Source organism: Streptosporangium sp. NPDC050148, assembly GCF_055586505.1.
The window spans coordinates 106,578-125,915 of the sequence record NZ_JBVJIA010000014.1; the positions used below are offsets into that span (position 1 = coordinate 106,578).

Sequence of the window (19,338 nt, forward strand, 5' to 3'; positions counted from 1 at the left end):
CGCCCACCCCCCCCCCCCCCCCCCCCACCCCCCCCCCCCCCCCCCCCCCCCCCCCCCCCCCCCCCCCCCCCCCCCCCCCCCCCCCCCGGGGCGTCAGGCGCCGGAGGTGGCCAGCCAGACCGCCGTGTCCGGCAGCAGCAGGTGCCCCTCGACCGGAGCGCTGCCGATCAGGACGCGGTCGTGCGGGGGCAGCTTCACCGGCTCGATGCCGCAGTTGATGACGCAGGTCAGCGGTCCCCGCCTGAAGACAAGAGCGTCCCCGGAGCTCTCCAGCCAGGTGATCTCGTCGGGCAGGGTGCCGCGCAGGTCGCGGCGGGCGCGCAGGGCCTCCCGGTAGAAGCTCAGCGTCGAGCCCGGGTCGTTCGACTGGCGCTCGGCCGACAGCACCACCCACTCGACCGGCTGGGGCAGCCAGGGCCGCGTCCCGTCCGGGGAGAAGCCGTACGGCTCGGACACCCCCGACCAGGGCAGCGGGACCCGGCACCCGTCCCGGCCGGGCAGCTTCCCCTCGGACCGGGCGAAGATCGGGTCCTGGCGGGCCTCCGGGGGAAGATCCTTCACCTCGGGGAGGCCCAGTTCCTCCCCCTGGTAGAGATATGCCGATCCCGGCAGGGCGAGCATGGCGAGCAGCGCCGCACGCGCGCGGGCCAGACCCGTCGTGGAGTTCGTCAGGCCGTCGCCGTACCGGGTCACGTGCCGGATCACGTCGTGGTTGGAGAGCACCCAGGTGGGGGCGGTCACGGCGGCCAGCGTGTCGTCGATGACCTTCTTGAACGCGGCCCCGGACCAGGGCGCCTCCAGCCAGGCGAAGTTGAAGCTCTGGTGCAGCTCGTCGGGACGGACGTAGAGCGCGAGGTCCTCGGCGGAGTCGGTCCAGACCTCGCCGATGGCCATCCGCTCACCGTCGTAGGAGTCGAGCACCTTGCGCCACTCGCGGTAGACCTCGTGCACCTCGGGCCGTCCCCAGATCGGGGACTCGGCCTTGAACGCCTGGTCCTCCGGAGGCGTGTCCGGCAGCCCCTCGGCCTTGTACAGGCCCATCGCCACGTCGATCCTGAACCCGTCCACCCCCCGGTCCAGCCAGAACCGCAGCACGTCGAGGAACTCGGCGTGCACCTCGGGGTTGCGCCAGTTGAAGTCGGGCTGCTCGGGGGCGAAGAGGTGAAGGTACCACTGCCCGTCGGGCGCCTTGCTCCAGGCCGGGCCGCTGAAGGTCGACTGCCAGTTGTTGGGCGGCAGGTCCCCTCCGTCGCGGAAGATGTAGCGGTCGCGTCCCTCGCCGCGCAGCGCGGCCTGGAACCACTCGTGCGCCGAGGAGCTGTGGTTCGGGACGATGTCCACGATGACCCGCAGGCCCAGCCGGTGCGCGTCGGCCACCAGGTCGTCGAAGTCGGAGAGCGTGCCGAAGAGCGGGTCGACGTCGCGGTAGTCGGCCACGTCGTAGCCGCCGTCGGCCATCGGGGAGCGGTAGAAGGGGGTCAGCCAGATCGCGTCCACGCCGAGCTCGGCGAGGTACGGCAGGCGTCGCCTGATGCCGGGCAGGTCGCCGACGCCGTCTCCGGAGGCGTCGGCGAAGCTGCGAACGTAGATCTCGTAGACGACGGCGTCACGCCACCAGGGGGTTTCCATGAGCATGGGTTGCCCCCGGTCGGCGGGGTTTATGCGTCGGGGGCGTTGACCATGCTGTGCGCCGCGTACACGAGGTAGTCCCAGAGGCGTTTCTCCAGGTCCTCGGGGAGCTCCAGGGAGGCCACCGCGTCGTGCATGTGCCTGAGCCAGGCGTCGCGCTCGGCCGAGCGGATGACGAACGGGTTGTGCCGCATCCGCAGGCGCGGGTGCCCCCGCTGGGTGCTGTAGGTGTTGGGGCCGCCCCAGTACTGGATGAGGAACAGCCGCAGCCGATCCTCGGCGCCTTCGAGGTCGTCCTCGGGGTAGAGCGGCCGGAGCAGCGGGTCGGTGGCCACTCCCTGGTAGAAGTGGTGCACCAGACGCCTGAAAGCCTCCTCGCCGCCGACGGCGTCGTAGAAGGACTCTGGTTCCTCGGGGGTGGCGGACACGTGCTCCAGCCTAATCGACGTCAGCCGGCGATCGGGATGGAGGCCCGGTCCAGGGCCGTCTTGACCCGGAGGCGGAGCTCGCGGGCGATCTCGGCCTGCTTGGAGGGGAGGGTCTTCGCGCTGATCCGGAAGATGACCGAGGTGTCGGAGATCTGCTCGATGCCCCAGACCTGCGGCTCCTCCACGATGACGGAGCGGAGGTCCGGGTCCTCCCACATCTCCTCGACGGTCGCCTTGAGCAGGTCGCGGACGGCCGGGACGTCGGAGGTGTAGGCCACCGGCACGTCCACGGTGGCGCGCGACCAGCCCTGGGACTCGTTGCCGACCCGGGTGATGGTGCCGTTGCGCACGTACCAGACCCGGCCGTCGGCGTCGCGCAGGCGGGTGATGCGCAGGGTGACCGCCTCCACGGTGCCCACCGCGGCACCGGCGTCGATCACGTCGCCCACGCCGTACTGGTCCTCCAGGAGCATGAACATCCCGGCGATGAAGTCCTTGACGAGCTCCTGGGCGCCGAAGCCGATCGCCACGCCCACGATTCCGACGCTGGTCAGCAGGGGGGCGATGGGTATCGTGAGCCGCTCCAGGACGGTCAGCACGGCGGTGCCGAGGATGATGATGGAGGCGACGTGCTTGAGCACCGAGCCCATGGTCTCGGACCGCTGCCTGCGCCGCTCGGCCAGGATCGCGTCCAGGCCCTCGGGGGCCGGCGTGTCCCTGCCGCGCAGCCGTCCCGCCAGTGAGGTACGCCCGGAGGACGCCCGCCGCACCACGCGGTTGATCAGCCGGTGCGCCACGTTGCGCAGGATCAGCGCGATCACGATCACGAGCACGAGGGCGAGGGCGGCCGCGACCACGGGGGCCCAGTTGGCCGGGATGATGGTCTGCACGAGATCGCAGAGTATCCCCCCGCCGTCCCCGCATCCCCTCGTCAGGCCCGCGCTCATGTCCAAAAGCCCCTTGACGCTCTCGGCTGGATCCAGCGTCGTCGTGACGGTCGGGGTCGGGACGGGGGACGGGCTGGGACTCGGGGTGGGAACGGGCGTGGGGGAAAGCAGGAACACGGAGTGGATCCCTCTCGGATCGGATCGATGGCCGGCCGGGCGCGTCTGATGACCCACCCATCTTGCCGATCGAACCGGCCTCCGTCACATCACGCCGGGGAAGACGGGGACATCCGGATCAGGGGCCGCGGGGGGCGGACCCGGATGCCCCGGTGACGGGTGGCCCGGACGGGACACGCACCCGGAAGCGTGTCCCGTGTCGTTCCCGAGAGGAATCCCCTCCTGTCACCGTCCGGACGAGAGGCCGGACGGCAGTCTGTGCTTCGGATCGGTTCGGGGGCCTCGGCCCGACGGAGCCGAGGCGTGTCGCGGGAGGTCCCGCGGGCGACCGGTTCGCAAGGCCGGTCCGTGCGGGCGGCTCACCTCGCGAGGGTGGCCGCCGGGCCGGGACGGGCCCGAGGGGGCGGGCCCGTCCGGCCGATTCGGAGCCGGCGGGACGACCAGCGTCCGAGGACGCTCCGCACCGGTCGCCCCGCCGGCTCCGTCGAGCCGCGGCAGGCGCGGCGCACCGGCCGGAACACCGGCCGTTGCGCCGCTCACCTCACTCTCCTACCGCGGCGAGTACGCGTGCGACCTTGGTCGCGGCACCGGCGGGGTCCTCCACCGTGTGCATCTTCTCGCCCCAGGACCACCAGTAGTACCAATCCCGATGGCTGGGGGCGGCCTGGGCTCGGCAGGTGACGTTCTCCGCCAGGCTGGTCGCCTTGGGGTTGATCACACGCACGAACGTGCGGCCCGAGTGGGTCCGTACCACGCGGGCGTGCAGCCCGCGGCAGTCAAGCTCCGTCACCAGTCGTTCCAGGTGCCGGAAATCGTCTTCACCCACCTCGTCCCTCCTCGTGATGTCGGTTGCCGGCGCCGAACCGTGTTCGCTCGATCACGCATTCGGTGCTGCTCGCCAAAGATGACTCACGGTGGGCCCATGGGTCAATTCGGGGAAAACCCAGTTCAGGGTGGACGTTGTGCCAAGTGGGTTGAAAGAAACAGCCCCCGGGAGGACGATTCTTAGCCCATGGCTTTATTTGTGCGTTCCGGATGAGTCAAACGTGGTCCATCATTCTCGGTAGGCGCAGTGCGACAGAAAGATCACACTGAGTCAAGGGGGAGAGGACCGGTCGGGACAACGTGTGCCGGCCAGCCCCGGCTGGCCACGAGAGAGGGGCCGGTATGTCCGGCAGGCAGCACAGGGAGACAGAGTTGGCACGACGGATCCGGGCTCGTGGCCTGGCGTCCGGGAAGTCCTCGGCGCAGATAGCCGAGGAAATTCATGACAAATGCAGTGCGCAATTCGGGACCACACGGATTAAAGGTCACCGGCTCGCGCACGGCGTCGCCCTCGCGGACGTCATCGAACAGATACGGGCGCTGTTCGAACGCGACGGCAAGTCGGCCCCGGGCATCGGCGAGACGCTCCTGTCCGCGTACGAGAGCGGGCTGAAGCGGCCCGGTCCCGAGTACCTGCACTACCTGTGCTCCGCCTACCGGGTCGAGCCGGCCTCCCTCGGGTACGACGGCCCGTGCATCTGCGGCCACGGCCACAAGATGCCCGGTGTCGTCCGAGGCGATCTCCAGGATGGAAGACCCGACACTTCCCCTGGTCCGCGAGAGCTGCTGATCCAGCCGATCGGCCTCGGCCTTTCCGCGGACGGGGGCGAGGAGGACGAGAACGTGCTACGGAGGACACTCTTACAGCTCCTGGCGGGCAGCGGCATCGCGCTGGACGGCCAGGTGCTCGGATCGGTGGAGAGCATCCGCAGGAGGATGGACGACACGCTGGTCTCGGCCACCGTCTCGCCCGCCATGCTCGACCAGTGGGAGGAGTCGACCATCGGCTTCGGCCGCCAGTACATGAACACTCCGCCGCTCCGGCTGCTGTGCGACGTCATGCTGGAGTTCAGCGCGGTGCGCAAGGCGATGGAGCGGCGCCAGCCGGTCGACCTGCAGGAACGGCTCTGCCGGATGGCCGCCCAGCTCGCCGGGCTGAGCGGCATGATCATGATCAATCTCGGTGACCACCGGCTCGCCCGGTCGTTCTTCCGTACCGGCAGGACCGCCGCCGACGAGACCGGGGACCGCGCGCTGCGGGCGTGGGTCACGGCCAGGGAGGCCCTGGTCCCGCTCTACTACGGCGATCCGCGCGAGGCGCTCAACCTGGCGAAGAAGAGCCGGGACCTGGCCGGGCAGACCCCCTGCGCGGCCCAGGCGATGGCCCCGGTGGTGGAGGCCCGCGCGCTGGCGATGATGTCGGGCGCGGGCAAGAAGGACGTGGTCGACCAGGCCAAACGGGCCCTGTCCCGGGCCAGGGCGGCCTTCTCCCAGATGACCGCCGCCGAACAGGACGACTCCACCTTCGGCTACACCGAGCGCCAGCTGTACTTCCACCAGGGGGACGCGCTGGTCAAGCTCGGGCAGGCGATGGAGGCCGACCTCATCCTGGAACAGGCGCTCACCAAGTACGGCCCGGCCGACTGGCTGGATCCGACCATCATCAAACTCGACCGCGCCCAGTGCAAGATCCTCGAAGGCGACGTGGAGGAGGCCCTGGACATCGCCCAGCGCACGATCGAGGGCCTCGACGACGAGTGCAGGCCCGACATCCTCATGCAGCGCGCGCACGAGGTGGCCCGGCAGGCCGAGGTGAAGGCTCCCGGCCATCCCAAGCTCAGGATCTACCTGGACTCGCTGCGCAGCCGCGGCGTCCCGGTGGCGGATCCGGTGGCCGACGGGAGGGAGAGTTGAGGCCGACGCTCCGGCGTTATCGCTGGTCCGACCTCGAAACCGTCTGGGCGCTGCACCAGATATGCCTTGCCCAGGTGGGGCTCGCGCCCGGGGACGGCGTCTACTACGAGGACGACTTCCCCAGGATCGGCGAGGTCTATCTCGCCGACCGGGGGGAGTTCCTGGTGGGCGAGATGCCCGGCGGGCGCATCGTCACGATGGGAGGGCTCCGTCGCGTCGACGACCGGAGCGCCGAGATGTGCCGGTTGCGGGTCCATCCGGAGTTCCAGCGGCGCGGGTTCGGTGCACAGATGGCCCTCGCCCTGGAGGCCCGCGCGGTCGAGCTGGGGTACGCCCGGCTCTGCGGGGACACCACCCTGAACCAGCCCGCGGCGATGGAGCTCTACCGCAGATTCGGATGGCGGGAGATTCGCCGGGAGGAGCGAGGAGGATGCACCGTTATCTACGGAGAAAAAGACCTTATATCCGCTATGTCCTCTTTAACGCAGTAAGTTGGTGAACCGCTTCGCTCCAGGTATTGCCGATCGCGGAAACAGCGGAATACTGGGTCTTCTCATCCGTCGACATTCTCTGGTGCGTACGATGAAAAAGATCATTGTTCACAAGCCCGGCGTTTCCCGACTCGGTGGTGTCGCCGGAGTCATCCACAAGGGGTGAAGGTCTTTTCGGCGAGGGAGGGCGGCCCCGGTCCATGGGATCGGGGACCACTCTCGCGCCCTTCTGCGTCATACTTTACGGCCCTGTGATGGCCTTTTTCGGTCTGTAATGGCGTCGAGGAATATGCGGGCCCCTGAGGTGTGACGCGTTTGTATGGATTTCCGGTCCCGCGTCGGGTGTATTACGGCCCCAAGCGGATCGGCCGGTTCCAGCGGGGTGTCCCGATCGGTCCAGGACGTGTCCCGGCCGGTCCAAGGTGTGTCCGGTCGGTCCAGGGCGTGTCCCGGTCGGTCCGGCAGGGGGTCCGCGGGCGGGACGATCCGGACGGCTCTTCCTCGGGCGTCCGGGCGGGGCGGCGGAATGATCCGCCGGTCAGCCCAGCAGGGTGAGGCGGCGGACGACCTCCGGCAGGTCGGGGGGCTCCAGGAAACCGGGCAGGTCGGTCATCTCCGCCACGGAGAACCAGCCGGAGCCCAGGAAGGTGGTGTCCTCCTCGGCGGTCAGCGACACCGCGCCCGCTTCAGGGCCGTCCTCGAACCTGGCCAGGTAGAACCGCTCGGTCTTGGCGTAGTGGACGCCGAGCCAGTCGAACTCCCGGCGTACCGGAACCCACCGGTCCAGCACCGCCTCCCCGGGCAGGCCCGTCTCCTCGGTGAGCTCCCGCCGGGCGGCCTGCAGGGGGGTCTCGCCCGGGTCGATACCGCCACCGGGCGGTTCCCACAGGGTGTGGCCGCTGGTGGTGTCACGCCAGTGCATCAGGAGCACCCGTCCGGAGGCGTCCACACAGATCACCCTGGCCGCGGGCCGGTCGTTCGGCTGAGAGTCCCCCATGGGCCAGGGACGCTACCACCCGTACCCCGCCGGGCCGGAGCCCGGTGTGACCCGGTGACGGCCCCGTGGCGGCCCGCGTCCCGGAAGGCGTCGTGGACGGCGTTCCGGACCGGCGGATGCGGCGCCGGGATTCGCTGTACCCTGCCCAGGTCAGGTGCGAGCACCGTACGATCCACCTCCTCAAGCTCAAGGGTGAAGGCATGAGTTCCAGGGCCGAGTATGTGTTGACGCTCTCCTGCCCGGACCGTCCCGGCGTGGTGGCCGCGGTCTCCGGTCTCCTGGCCGGACGAGGATGCAACATCATCGAGAGCCAGCAGTTCGGGGACGCCGTGGCCGAGCGGTTCTTCATGCGGGTGCAGTTCGCCTCCCCGCTGCCCGACGCGGAACTGCGCGAGGCCGTCGCGGCGCTGGCCCCGGAACTCGGCATGGACTTCAGGCTGCGCGACGTCTCGGTCAAGCCGCGCGTGCTGGTGATGGTCAGCAGGTTCGGCCACTGCCTGAACGACCTGCTCTACCGGACCCGTTCCGGCCTGCTCGACATAGAGATCGTCGCGGTCGTCTCCAACCATCCCGACCTGCGCCCGCTGACCCAGTCGTACGGCATCGACTACCACCACCTGCCGGTCACCCCCGAGACCAAGCCCAGGCAGGAGGCGGAGGTGCTCACCCTCGTCGATCACTACCGGGCTGATCTGGTGGTGCTCGCCCGCTACATGCAGGTGTTGTCGGAGGATCTCTGCGGCAAGCTCGCCGGCAACGTGATCAACATTCACCACTCGTTCCTGCCGTCGTTCAAGGGGGCCAAGCCCTACCACCAGGCGCACGCGCGGGGCGTGAAGCTGATCGGCGCGACGGCGCACTACGTGACCGCCGACCTCGACGAAGGGCCGATCATCGAGCAGGAGGTGGCCCGGGTGAACCACACCCACTCCGCCGAGGATCTCGCCGCCATCGGACGCGACGTCGAGTGCCAGGCCCTGGCCCGCGCGGTCCGCTGGCACACCGAGCAGCGGGTCCTGCTCGACGGCCACAAGACGATCGTCTTCCCCCGCTGACCACCGTGATCGCCACCTGACCGGTGCGGTCGTCACGTGGCCTGTACGACCGTCATGTGATCACCGCGCTCGTCATGTGACCGGTGCGGTCGTCGCGTGCCTCTCACGTGGGCCTCAGGCGACCGTCCCGTGCCCGTCCGTCCCGTCGGTGACGGCCCCCTCGGCCGGTTCGGGCGGCGCGTCCCCGGCCGCCTCGGCGAACCCGGCCGCCCGGGTGTCGGCGGCGCGGCTCTCCTGCTCGGTGAGCGTGAGCGTGCGCAGGTGGAACAGCTCGTCGAGCGCGGCGGCGTCGAGGAGACCCTCGGGTCTGTCCGGTGAGACGTCCGGATGGTCGTGCAGGATGATCGGCGAGGAGAGCACCACGTCCCGGTGGCCCGGCTCTCCCACCAGGACGGGCCAGGTGTGCTCGTTACGGCAGGTCTCCACGGCCGGCCGCGCCCACTCGGGCGGGTCGAGCAGGGAGACGAAGGCGCCGGCGGTCACCGCGACGATCAGGTGCGCCGAGATCAGCGAGTGCCGGAGCGCCTGCTCGCGCGGGGCTCCCAGCGGCTTCCAGTCGTCGGTGTTCTCCACCCGGGCACGCAACCTGATCAGACCGTACGGTCCCGGAACGCGCTCGGCGGAGACCGTGAGGGCCGCGTGCAGCGGCAGGTGCTCGGAGACGAGCCGGCCCACGATCTCCCCGGACGGGGAGGCGATCGGCTCGATCACGCGATCGCCGGGGATCCGCACCTCGACCACCCGGGCGGGCGTGCCGAGCAGACCGGCGACCGGGAAGACCGCCTCCACCTCCCGCTCGGTGGCCTCGTCGAAGGTGAGGTAGGTGCGGTGGCCGTTGCGCAGCTGCTGGACCGGCCAGTAGCCGTCGTCCTCGGCCCGCTCGACGCAGCGCGTCCTGACGTGCAGGAAACGCAGGTTCAGGTGGACCACGGCGTACGCGGCCCCTTCGAGGAGGCACTCGGTCACGCTGGCCGAGTGGTCGGCGGTGGCCGTGAACCCCGGTGGTACCAGGACCCCGAACCGCCGGCGCACCTGGTCCTTGGCCGCCGGGGTGAGGTGGGGGTAGAGCAGGCGCCCCTCGTACAGCACCGCCTCCGCCAGCCGCCGCGCGATGTCCATCGGCACGCTCATCGAATACCTCCAGCGTGGAGATCCCGGGCTACGACCGTGGGAGGACGCGGAACGGCGCCGCAAGGACGCGGAACGGCGCCGCGAGGACGTCCCGGGGCCGGGGGAGGGGCGGGCATCAGGCCCCACCGGTGCCGGGGGTGCCGGCGGCGGCGATCCGGACGTCAGGGGCGCCGACGCGGGCGGCCGTGACCGGCGGCGGGACGGGCACTGCTCGCGTACTCGCTGCTGCGGTCATGTCGACGCTCCGTATTCTCCACGGTAGCCGTCACAGTACGATCGGCCGCCCCGGGGCCGACACCCCCGGTTCGGCAACCCGAGGCAAAGCTCTGATCATTGACGCGGTCTTTTCGTCCGGGACGTGCGGGTCGTGACCGCCCCCATGGACACGACCCGCGACGCTCCCGGGACCCCCGGGATCAGGAGCGGACCCCGAGATCAGGGCCGGCCCCCCGGATCAGGGCTGATACGTCCCGAAGTACCACTCGTTCCCCTCGGGATCCTTGCAGGCGTAGTCGCGGGATCCGTAGGACTGGTCGCTCAGCTCCCTGGTGACCACGGCGCCGGCCGTGACGGCCCTGTCGTGGTGGGCGTCGGGGTCGTCAACGACGACGTAGACCCCCGGCCCGCCGGGCTCTCCCGTGCCGGTCATGATCATCCCGGTGCCGACGAGCAGCTCACCGTGCTCGACCCTCCCCTCGGGTGAGGTGTGCAGTTCCTTGACCTCGAATCCGAACGCCTGGGTCAGCCAGTCGACGGCCTTGACCGGGTCGCGGTACATGACCAGTGGATACACCGTGCGCATGTCTCTCTCCTCCGTGGTGGTTCCCGATCACGATGCCACCGGAGAACACGGAGGGATTGGACGAATCTGACCTGGTCACCCCGGGACGGGGAACGCGGGCGCCGTCATCTCTCCGGGAGTGGCCCCGGCCATGGCCCGGAAGTCGCGGTTCATGTGGGCCTGGTCGTAGTAGCCGCAGGCGGCGGCGGTGTCGGCCGCGGACAGGCCGGATCTCAGGCGGCCGGTGGCGTGCTGGAACCGCAGGACCCTGGCCGCGGCCTTGGGAGCCAGCCCGATCTGGTCGTGGAAGCGGGAGACCAGGTGGCGGTGGCTCCATCCCAGCTCGGCGGCGAGGGACGCCACGGGCACCGCGCCCCGGGCGGCGACCAGCCGGCCCCAGGCCCAGGCGACGCGGCGGTCGGGGGCGGGGGCCTCGCCGATCCGCCGGCCGAGCACCGCGTCCAGCAGGGCCAGGCGGGCCGCCCGGCCGGGGGTCTCGGCCAGCCGCTCGATCGTGGTCGTGGCCCAGCCTCCCAGGACCTCCTCCAGGGACACCACCCGGTTGGCCAGCTCCCGCAAGGGCACCCCGAGCAGCCTCCTGGCCCCGAAAGGCGTGAGGTCGACCTGCAGCCCCTCGGCGGGCCCGGCGGTGACGGTGTCGACGTAGGTGTCGTGCAGGCCCGCGGCGAACGAGGCCAGCCTACGGTCACCCCCGGGCCCGCTCAGCGCGAGCGGCGCGCCGAACCCGAAGATCATCACGATGCCGGGGAAGGGTGGCTGCCTCCGGGCCCTGGGCAGGGCGTACCGCTCGCTGTAGGCCGACATCTCGGTGACATGGGGACGCAGGAGGGAACCGGGTTCCCCCACGGTGAAGCTCAGGCCCTCGGCCGCCCCCGTCTCGTTCGCGTCGTCGTGCACGCCCCGACCATAACCGGCCCCACCGACGGTTCGGCCCCGGGACGCCCGGGGCGCGTCCCGGGGCCGGACGCGCCCGTTCTCGGCGCCCTCCTCAGGAGGTCAGGCCGGTGTGGTGGGCGAGGAAGGTGAGCTGGTCGGCGACCAGCTCGACGGTCTTGCTCACCGCGCGGGCCCCGTGACCGGCCTCCATCTCGTTGCGGAGCAGGATCGGCCGGTCCCCGGCCTGGGCGTGCTGCAGGGCCGCGCACATCTTCCAGGCGTGCAGCGGGTGGACCCGGGTGTCGGACTGGAAGACGGTGAACAGCGTCGCCGGGTAGGAGACCCCCTCCCGCACGTTGTGGTACGGCGAGTAGGCGTGCAGCCAGGCGAACTCGTCGGGCTTCTCCGCGGAGCCGTACTCGACGTTCCACGTCGCGCCCAGCCCGAACAGCTCGTAGCGGATCATGTCGAGCAGCGGTGCCGAGCAGACCACCGCGGCGTACAGCTCGGGACGCTGGGTCAGGGCCGCGCCGACCAGGAGACCGCCGTTCGAGCCGCCGGAGATGGCCAGCTGGGCGGAGGTGGTCACACCGGTCGCGATCAGGTGCTCGGCCGCCGCGTGCAGGTCGTCGAAGACGTTCTGCTTGTGGGCCAGCATCCCGGCCCGGTGCCACTCCTCGCCCTGCTCGCCGCCGCCGCGCAGCTGGGCGATCGCGTACGTGCCGCCCGACTCGACCCAGCTCAGGATGGACGCCGAGTAGCCCGGGGTCATCGAGATGCCGAAGCCGCCGTAGCCGTACAGGACGGTGGGGCGCGGCCCCTCGGCGCCGGGAGGGGAGATCACCAGCATGTGGACCTCGCTGCCGTCGGCGGAGCGGTAGGTCACCTGCCTGGTGTCGACGGCCGGAACCTCGACGGCGCCGGGGGAGGCGGCCCACAGGGTCGTCTCCCCGCTGCGGGCGTCGTAGCGCTGGATGGTCGGCGGCGTGGTGTTGTCGGTGTAGCCGAACCAGGCCTCGTGACCGCCCTCGGGCCGCTCGCTGATGCCGCCGATGGTGCCCAGGCCGGGGGTCGGCACCTCCCCGACGCGCTCGCCGGAGACCAGGTCGTGGACGGTGATCTCGCTGATCGCGTGGCGGGTCCAGGCGACCAGCATGACCGGCCGGTCGAGGCCGTCGAGGATCGCGAAGTCCGTCAGCACCGCCTCGGGGTCCTGCGGGATCAGGTCGCGCCAGCTCTCGAAGCGCGCGTCCGAGGGGTCGGTCACGCAGACGCGGGCACGGGGCGCGTCGCGGTCGGTGAAGACGTACAGCCGCCCGTCGCGGCCGAAGTACAGGGCGGTCTGGGCGTCGACGTCCTGCTGGACGACCCTCAGGTCCGGCGAGGAGGGGGCGGAGGCGTGCAGGTCGGCGACCCAGAGGTCGTTGCGCGGCGCGGTGCCCCGGGAGGCGGAGATCTGCAGCCAGCGGCCGTCGCGGGAGACCGAGACGCCGTAGTAGTTGGTCTTCTCCAGGCCCTCACCGAAGATCAGGACGTCCTCCTGGGTGGAGGTGCCGACCCGGTGCAGGTAGACCCGGCGGTGGAACTGCTCCTCGTTCTCGGGCACCTCGGTGGCGGGCAGCCTGCGCACGTAGTAGAACGCCTCGCCGCCCGGCAGCCAGGCCACCGGGGAGTAGCGGCAGCGGTCGATCGGCCCCTCGACGCGCTCGCCGAGCGCGACGTCCATCAGGTAGAGGCTCGACTCCTCGTCACCGCCCACCGAGACCTGGTAGGCCAGCAGGCGGCCCTCCTTGTCGGGCTGCCAGGAGTCCAGGGTGGTCAGCCCGGTCGGGTCGAGCGCCATCGGGTCGAGCAGCGCCCGCTCGCTGCCGTCGGGGTCGACGGTGTAGAGCACGGCGTGCTCCTGGGCGGGGGCGCGGCGCATGAAGAACCGCCGCCCTCCGCGCCAGGTCGGTGCGCCGATCGAGCCCGAGGCGAGCAGCTCGGCGATCCGCGCCTTGAAGGCGTCGCGCCCCGGAAGGGCGTCCAGCTCGGTCTCCAGCAGCCTCTCCTGCCCCACGAGCCAGTCCTTCGTGGCCGGATCGTCGGGATCCTCCAGCCATCGGTAGGGATCGGGGACGGGGACCCCGTGCAACTCCTCGACGAGGTCAACACGGCTGGCGGGAGGGTATGGCTGTCGCGTCATGGCCGAAACCCTACGACCTCCGGGCGACCGTACGGGGGTGGTGGCGGGGCATTGCGCGGCGGGCGTAGCAGATCATCGGCGGGAGGAGTTAAAAAGTGGTAATGCGGGCATAAAACGTACCAGGTGTCTCTCCAGTCATTTATGGGTGGCGGGAACCGCGTTGCAGAAGCCAAACTTGGTGAAGGACGGTGCCGTGGTGAGCATCCGCTGGGCCGTCCGGCGGAGGTCCTCGTGACGGAAGCACCCGGGCCCCAGGAGGGGCCGCCAGCCGGGGCACGCAGTGGCGTGCCCCCTCAACAGACGTGTCGTACGGCGGGACAGGCCCGCTGATGCGCCAGGTCCTGCTCTTGAACGCAACCTACGAACCCCTGACCACCCTGTCGCTGCACCGGGCCGTCGTGCTCGTGCTGCGGGAGAAGGCCGACGTCGTGCACCGCGACGGGCGGGGCGCCGTGTTCCGCTCGGCGAGCCGCACGCTCGACGTCCCCTCGGTGATCAGGCTTCGGAGATATGTCCGTATCCCCTACCGGTCGCGGATCCCGCTGACCCGGACCGCGCTGATGCGCCGGGACGACTACCGGTGCGCCTACTGCGGCCAGCGGGCCGAGACCATCGACCACGTCATCCCCCGCTCCCGGGGCGGCCCCCACACCTGGGAGAACTGCGTGGCGTCGTGCACGACGTGCAACCACCGCAAGGCCGACCGGATGCTGGAGGAACTGGGGTGGACGCTCAGCGTCGCCCCGGTGGTGCCACGCGGCGTCCACTGGCGGCTGATCGGCGCGCACACCGTCGGTGACCCGCAGTGGGCGCCCTACCTCCAGGAGAGCGCCGCCTGACGGCGACGTCATCGATGCCGATGCCACCGACGCCGCCGATGCCGCCGATGCCGCCGATGCCGCCGATGCCGCCGACGCCGTCGCGGTCGCGTCCCCGGACGCGCCGCGGCGGCGTCGCCGTGTCCGGCCGGCCGGCGGATATCCGCTGGCACCGACGATCGCGGCCGGGGATCATCGTCGGATGACGTGGACACTCACCTCCGACGTGGAGGCGTTCGCCGCGACGGCGGAGCCGTGGCTGCTGCGGGATCCGGTGCGCAACACCGTCCCCCTCACCCTCCTGCGCACGGTGCGCCTGGGACTGTGGGGCGACGGCCCGCTGCTGGGCCGTCTGGAGCGTGACGGCCGGACCGAGGCCGTCGTGCTGCAGACGCCTCCCCACTTCCTGCTGCTTCCCGACATCCCCGTCGACACCGTGCCCGACCTCGTGACCCGCCTGATCGAGGACGAACGGGTGATCCCCGGGGTGAACGGGCCGCTCGCGCAGGTCGAGGCGTTCGCCTCCCGATGGTGGCGGCCCGAGACCGGGCGGCGCTCCGAGCGCCTCTACCGGCTCGCCTCGCCCGTCCCGCCCGATCGGCCCGCCGAGGGGACCTTCCGGGTCGCGGGTGCCGGTGACCTCGACCTGCTGGTCCGGTGGAGCGAGGAGTTCCAGATCGAGGCCGAGGGCGTCGCCCCCGCCGGCATGACCCCGCTGGTCGCCAGCAGGATCACCAGGCGGGAACTGGCCGTCTGGGAGGTGGCCGGCCGGCCGGTCGCGTTCGCCGGGGCGTCCGCCCCGCTGGGCGGGATGTCCAGGGTCGGCCCGGTCTACACGCCCCCGCCGTTCCGCCGGAAGGGGTACGGGACCGCGCTCTCGCACGCCCTGAGCGCCCGGGCGAGGGCCGAGGGGGCCGACGAGGTGCTGCTCTTCACCGACCTGTCCAACCCCACGTCCAACTCGATCTACCGGACGATCGGCTACCGGCCGGTGGCCGAGCACGCCTCGGTCACCTTCGGGTGAACGATCGGGCGGGCCTGGGTAGGCTTGACGCATGCCCCGATACGACTTCCGGTGCCGCGCCTGCGGATCCAGCTTCGAGGTCTCCCGGCCGATGGCCCGCTCCGGCGAGCCCGCCCCGTGCCCCGAAGGTCATGACGACACCGTGAAACTGCTCTCCACGGTCGCGGTGACCGGCGGCTCGGCGGCCTCGTCCGCCGCCGCCCCCAGGCCCGCCGCCGGTGGCGGTGGCGGTGGCGGGTGCTGCGGTGGAGGATGCTGCGGCTAGCCGTCCCACCGGTACGCGGGCCGGTGCCGCGTCGCGCGCGGCGCCGTCAGCGGACGCCGCCCGCGGCGACCCCGTCCCGTCGGCCCGCCCTGGCGTCCGGCCCCGTCACCCGGCCCGCGTCTGACGAGGGCGCAGGGTGACGAGACCGGACGACGCGTCCGGAACCGGGCGGGGACGACCCCGCCCGGGACCGGATTCTAGGCGGCGTGCCTGGCGCGCTCGGCGCGCTTGCCCTGGAAGGGCAGGAAACCCTCGGCCCGGTGCGGGCGCGCCGGCACGAAGGTCTGCTCGGTGGCGACGATCCGGTCGAACCGGAACGCCCGGATCGCGCCGCGCATGCGGCACATCCCGACGAGATACCAGTGGTCACGGTGAACCATGCAGGTCACCGGGTCGACGTCGCGGACGGTGATCCGCCCGGAGACGTCACGGTAGTGCAGGCGGATGACCATGCGTGAGGTGATGGCGTTGGCGATCGTCCGGGCGCGGTCGGCCACGGACGCGGGCAGCGGCTCGATCAGGGTGGTCAGGGTGGCCGCGACGACGTCGTCGTCGACCTCCAGGTGCTGGAAGGCGTGGCGCAGGCCGCTGCGGGCGGCATCGGCCTGCGGGCCCGAGCCCAGGTGTGCCATGGACAGGGCGAGGGCGGCGATCTCGGCGGTCGTCAGCGGGCAGGCGTTGGGCTTCACGACAGTTGCCATACCCTGATGATACGTCTCGATACCGACATTTTTTCGAACTTCCTGTCGGGTAAGGAATCTGTCGCCGACAGGAAGCCCAGGTCAAAGAGGTGCGGGCCGGGGAGGCGTCGAACGGACGGCGCCGGGCGGGGTGGCGTCAGCGGGACAGCTGCGACAGGTCGCGCGAGGCGCCGGTGGAGGCCGAGGTGGTCAGCGCCGCGTACGCCTGCAGCGCGGCGCTCACCTGACGGCGCCGGTCGACCGGCCGGTAGCCGCCCAGCTCGGCCAGGAGCCTCTCCCTGCGGGCGGCCAGCTCCTCGGTGGAGACCTTCAGCTCGATCGAACGGCCCGGGATGTCGATCGCGACCAGGTCACCGTCCTGGACGAGGGCGATGGTGCCCCCCTCGGCGGCCTCCGGGGAGGCGTGACCGATGGACAGCCCGCTCGTACCGCCGGAGAAGCGGCCGTCGGTGACCAGCGCGCAGACCTTGCCCAGCCCCCTGCCCTTGAGGAACGAGGTGGGGTAGAGCATCTCCTGCATGCCGGGACCGCCCTTGGGCCCCTCGTAGCGGATCACCACGACGTCACCGGCCTTGACCTTGTTGCCGAGGATGCCCTCGACCGCGTCGTCCTGGGACTCGAACACCACGGCCGGCCCCTCGAACCGCCAGATCGACTCGTCCACACCGGCGGTCTTGACGATGCAGCCCTCGGTGGCGATGTTGCCGTACAGCACGGCCAGGCCGCCGTCGCGAGTGTAGGCGTGCTCGGAGTCGCGCACGCAACCCTCGGCGCGGTCGAGGTCCAGCTCCTCCCAGCGGGCGCCCTGGGAGAAGGGCTTGACGGTACGGGCGTTGCCCGGGGCCGCGTGCCAGAGCTCCAGCGCCTCCGGCAGGACGTTCTCCGAGCGCACGTCCCAGGAGTCGAGGTAGTCGCCCATGGTGCCGCCGTTGACGGTGTAGGCGTCGCGGTGCAGCAGCCCGGCCCGGTCCAGCTCGCCCAGGATCGCCGGGATGCCGCCCGCCCGGTGCACGTCCTCGACGTGGTACTTCGCGGTGGCGGGGGCGACCTTGCACAGGCAGGGCACCCGCAGCGAGATCTCGTTGATCTCCTTCAGGCCGAAGTCGACCTGGGCCTCGCGGGCCGCGGCGAGGATGTGCAGGATCGTGTTGGTCGAGCCGCCCATCGCCACGTCCAGCGCCATGGCGTTCTCGAACGCGTCCCTGGTGGCGATGGCGCGCGGCAGGACGGTCTCGTCGTCGGCCTCGTAGTACCGGCGGGTGATGTCCACGAGCGCGCGCCCGGCGTCCTCGAACAGCTTGCGGCGCGCCTTGTGCGTGGCCAGGATCGTGCCGTTGCCCGGCAGCGCGAGGCCGATGGCCTCGGCCAGGCAGTTCATCGAGTTGGCGGTGAACATGCCGCTGCACGAGCCGCAGGTCGGGCAGGCGTTCTCCTCCATCTCCAGCAGCTCGGCGTCGGAGACGGAGTCGTCGGCGGCGGCGATCATCGGGTCGATCAGGTCGAGCTTGCCGTTGGGGGTCTTGCCCGCCTCCATCGGCCCGCCCGAGACGAACACCGTGGGGATGTTGAGCCTGAAGGCGGCCAGCAGCATGCCCGGGGTGATCTTGTCGCAGTTGGAGATGCAGATCAGCGCGTCCGCGCAGTGCGCGTTGACCATGTACTCGACGGCGTCGGCGATCAGCTCGCGGCTGGGCAGCGAGTAGAGCATGCCGCCGTGGCCCATCGCGATGCCGTCGTCGACCGCGATCGTGTTGAACTCACGCGGGATCGCCCCGGCCTCGCGGATCGCCCCGGCGACGACGTCGCCGACCTCGCGGAGGTGGACGTGCCCCGGGACGAACTGCGTGAAGCTGTTGGCCACCGCGATGATCGGTTTGCCGAAGTCCTCCCCGGCCACACCGGTCGCCCGGAGCAGAGCCCGGGCCCCGGCCATGTTCCTGCCGTGCGTGACCGTACGAGACCTGAGGGCGGGCATGGGGCCTTCTCCCATCGTCGAGACCGTGTCTACGAATGGTACGGCCACCGCCCGGTGCGTGAGACGCCCGTCCATGCCGCGAGACTGCCGCGAGACCGCCGCGAGACCGCCACGGGACCGCCGCGAGCCGCCGGTCCGGGGAGCGGGACGCGCGGAAAGGGCCCGCGGCGTCGACGCCACGGGCCCGTCCGGACGGCCGGTCCGGCCCTGGGGACCGGCCGCGCGGGTCAGCTCTCCGGGTAGCGCGCGGGCAGGACCCGCGCCGCCGCCTCGTAGATGCTCTCGATCTCGGCGTCGGTGAGTGAGCGTTCCCGCTTGGTGATCCATTTACGGACACGACTGCCGTCGAATACGTCCACCTCGCGGACGTTGAGGACCTTCCACGGGATGGCCGGGCCGTAGATCGCCAGGGAGGGCACGATGCTGATCTCGCGGCCCAGCTCGGCGCCGATCAGCTCGCTCGCCTGGGACGCCTCCCAGCGGGCCTCGTCCAGGCGGGGCTTCTGGTTGAACGGCCCGTGGAACAGCTTGCGGTGCGACTGGACGCGGACCGGCAGGCGCTTGTCCCACTTCTCGGAGTCGACCGCGTACACGCCGGTGGGGCCCACGACCAGGTGGTCGATCTGGGCCTCGCTGCCGGGGATCGCGCGCGCGTGCAGGGTGCGGTACCCCCCGCGCTCCAGCCGCTTGAGCTGCACCTCGGTGCGCCGCTCCGCGACCGAGGCGCGCCGCCAGGCGGGCACCGAGGAGTTGGACCGGGCCCGGAGCACCGTGTCCACGATCGCGGCGATCACCGCGGCGGTGAAGCCCAGCTGCCAGCTGGCCAGCAGGATGCCCGCGAGCACGCCCACACCGACCGACACGGCGACGCGCCTGCGCAGATGGCGGTACTTGGGGTGGTCGAGCAGGCCGCGCAGCGAGGCGCGCTCGACCGGCGCGTACGTCGTCGCCGGTGGGGCGGGTCGAGACGTCGGCCTCTCCTCGGCCTGTCGGTCACCGACCCAAATCGGTGACGCAGTGTTACCGTTTTCTGGTACCTGACCGGAATCCACGTAACTCACGGTAGCTGACGTCCTCGGGGGTGCCTAGTATTGCGTATCTCATACTTTTGTGACCGTCGTCCTCCGCTTGACGACGCCGTGAATCGGGTATCTAAGC

18 protein-coding genes are annotated in these 19,338 nt (G+C 71.1%); 6 read left to right on the forward strand and 12 right to left on the reverse strand.

The window, feature by feature from the left end; genetic code table 11:
* Window positions 1-93: 93 nt before the first annotated feature.
* The 4 genes from ACZ6RT_RS17935 to ACZ6RT_RS17950 all read right to left on the reverse strand — a co-directional run bounded on the left by ACZ6RT_RS17935 (window position 94) and on the right by ACZ6RT_RS17950 (window position 3,947).
* Window positions 94-1,635, reverse strand: coding sequence for a glycoside hydrolase family 13 protein (locus tag ACZ6RT_RS17935; protein WP_470154752.1), 1,542 nt, complete (start codon window positions 1,633-1,635; stop codon window positions 94-96).
* 23 nt (window positions 1,636-1,658) lie between these two features.
* Window positions 1,659-2,057 (reverse strand): globin, encoded by a 399-nt coding sequence (locus ACZ6RT_RS17940; protein WP_344895565.1) that lies wholly within the window; start codon window positions 2,055-2,057, stop codon window positions 1,659-1,661.
* A gap of 20 nt (window positions 2,058-2,077) precedes the next feature.
* On the reverse strand, window positions 2,078-2,947 hold the full coding sequence (locus ACZ6RT_RS17945; RefSeq protein ID WP_470154754.1) for a mechanosensitive ion channel family protein: 870 nt from the start codon (window positions 2,945-2,947) through the stop codon (window positions 2,078-2,080).
* 715 nt (window positions 2,948-3,662) lie between these two features.
* Window positions 3,663-3,947: a hypothetical protein gene (locus tag ACZ6RT_RS17950; RefSeq protein WP_344895571.1), complete on the reverse strand. Its 285-nt coding sequence runs from the start codon at window positions 3,945-3,947 to the stop codon at window positions 3,663-3,665.
* 341 nt (window positions 3,948-4,288) lie between these two features.
* Here ACZ6RT_RS17950 and ACZ6RT_RS17955 point away from each other — a divergent pair, with 341 nt between their 5' ends.
* Both ACZ6RT_RS17955 and ACZ6RT_RS17960 read left to right on the forward strand, forming a co-directional pair.
* Window positions 4,289-5,860, forward strand: coding sequence for an XRE family transcriptional regulator (locus ACZ6RT_RS17955; protein WP_399194683.1), 1,572 nt, complete (start codon window positions 4,289-4,291; stop codon window positions 5,858-5,860).
* Entirely contained in the window at window positions 5,857-6,351 is a 495-nt protein-coding gene (locus ACZ6RT_RS17960; RefSeq protein WP_399194681.1) for a GNAT family N-acetyltransferase, read from the forward strand. Before ACZ6RT_RS17955 ends, ACZ6RT_RS17960 begins: the two co-directional genes overlap by 4 nt.
* Window positions 6,352-6,889: 538 nt before the next feature.
* Here ACZ6RT_RS17960 and ACZ6RT_RS17965 read toward each other — a convergent pair.
* Window positions 6,890-7,348 (reverse strand): NUDIX hydrolase, encoded by a 459-nt coding sequence (locus ACZ6RT_RS17965; protein ID WP_470154757.1) that lies wholly within the window; start codon window positions 7,346-7,348, stop codon window positions 6,890-6,892.
* A gap of 200 nt (window positions 7,349-7,548) precedes the next feature.
* On the opposite strand from ACZ6RT_RS17965, the gene purU reads away from it, so the two are divergent.
* Window positions 7,549-8,403 carry a formyltetrahydrofolate deformylase gene (gene purU / locus ACZ6RT_RS17970; RefSeq protein WP_399194677.1) on the forward strand — a complete coding sequence of 285 codons (855 nt, stop codon included), beginning with the start codon at window positions 7,549-7,551 and terminating at the stop codon, window positions 8,401-8,403.
* Window positions 8,404-8,517: 114 nt separating this feature from the next.
* Here purU and ACZ6RT_RS17975 read toward each other — a convergent pair whose 3' ends face one another.
* From ACZ6RT_RS17975 to ACZ6RT_RS17990, 4 genes are all read right to left on the reverse strand, one after another.
* On the reverse strand, window positions 8,518-9,534 hold the full coding sequence (locus ACZ6RT_RS17975) for a hypothetical protein (protein WP_399194675.1): 1,017 nt from the start codon (window positions 9,532-9,534) through the stop codon (window positions 8,518-8,520).
* Window positions 9,535-9,988: 454 nt separating this feature from the next.
* Window positions 9,989-10,336, reverse strand: a complete 348-nt coding sequence (locus tag ACZ6RT_RS17980) for a VOC family protein (RefSeq protein WP_399194673.1) — start codon at window positions 10,334-10,336, stop codon at window positions 9,989-9,991.
* Window positions 10,337-10,411: 75 nt separating this feature from the next.
* Window positions 10,412-11,233 (reverse strand): helix-turn-helix domain-containing protein, encoded by an 822-nt coding sequence (locus tag ACZ6RT_RS17985; RefSeq protein WP_470154760.1) that lies wholly within the window; start codon window positions 11,231-11,233, stop codon window positions 10,412-10,414.
* A 91-nt stretch (window positions 11,234-11,324) separates the two neighbouring features.
* Complete coding sequence (locus tag ACZ6RT_RS17990; protein ID WP_470154762.1) at window positions 11,325-13,397, reverse strand: prolyl oligopeptidase family serine peptidase; 2,073 nt, start codon at window positions 13,395-13,397, stop codon at window positions 11,325-11,327.
* Between the two features lie 329 nt (window positions 13,398-13,726).
* Between ACZ6RT_RS17990 and ACZ6RT_RS17995 the strand changes: the two genes are divergently transcribed.
* From ACZ6RT_RS17995 to ACZ6RT_RS18005, 3 genes are all read left to right on the forward strand, one after another.
* Window positions 13,727-14,236, forward strand: a complete 510-nt coding sequence (locus tag ACZ6RT_RS17995) for an HNH endonuclease (RefSeq protein ID WP_344895599.1) — start codon at window positions 13,727-13,729, stop codon at window positions 14,234-14,236.
* Window positions 14,237-14,417: 181 nt separating this feature from the next.
* Window positions 14,418-15,239: a GNAT family N-acetyltransferase gene (locus ACZ6RT_RS18000; protein WP_470154763.1), complete on the forward strand. Its 822-nt coding sequence runs from the start codon at window positions 14,418-14,420 to the stop codon at window positions 15,237-15,239.
* A gap of 31 nt (window positions 15,240-15,270) precedes the next feature.
* Entirely contained in the window at window positions 15,271-15,504 is a 234-nt protein-coding gene (locus ACZ6RT_RS18005) for an FmdB family zinc ribbon protein (protein WP_470154765.1), read from the forward strand.
* Between the two features lie 197 nt (window positions 15,505-15,701).
* On the opposite strand, the gene ACZ6RT_RS18010 is transcribed toward ACZ6RT_RS18005, so the two are convergent.
* The 3 genes from ACZ6RT_RS18010 to ACZ6RT_RS18020 form a co-directional block, all read right to left on the reverse strand.
* On the reverse strand, window positions 15,702-16,205 hold the full coding sequence (locus ACZ6RT_RS18010; protein WP_344895608.1) for a helix-turn-helix transcriptional regulator: 504 nt from the start codon (window positions 16,203-16,205) through the stop codon (window positions 15,702-15,704).
* Between the two features lie 136 nt (window positions 16,206-16,341).
* Window positions 16,342-18,180 carry a dihydroxy-acid dehydratase gene (gene ilvD, locus ACZ6RT_RS18015; RefSeq protein ID WP_399194664.1) on the reverse strand — a complete coding sequence of 613 codons (1,839 nt, stop codon included), beginning with the start codon at window positions 18,178-18,180 and terminating at the stop codon, window positions 16,342-16,344.
* Window positions 18,181-18,407: 227 nt separating this feature from the next.
* Window positions 18,408-19,232 (reverse strand): nuclease-related domain-containing protein, encoded by an 825-nt coding sequence (locus ACZ6RT_RS18020; protein WP_470154768.1) that lies wholly within the window; start codon window positions 19,230-19,232, stop codon window positions 18,408-18,410.
* Window positions 19,233-19,338: the final 106 nt, after the last annotated feature.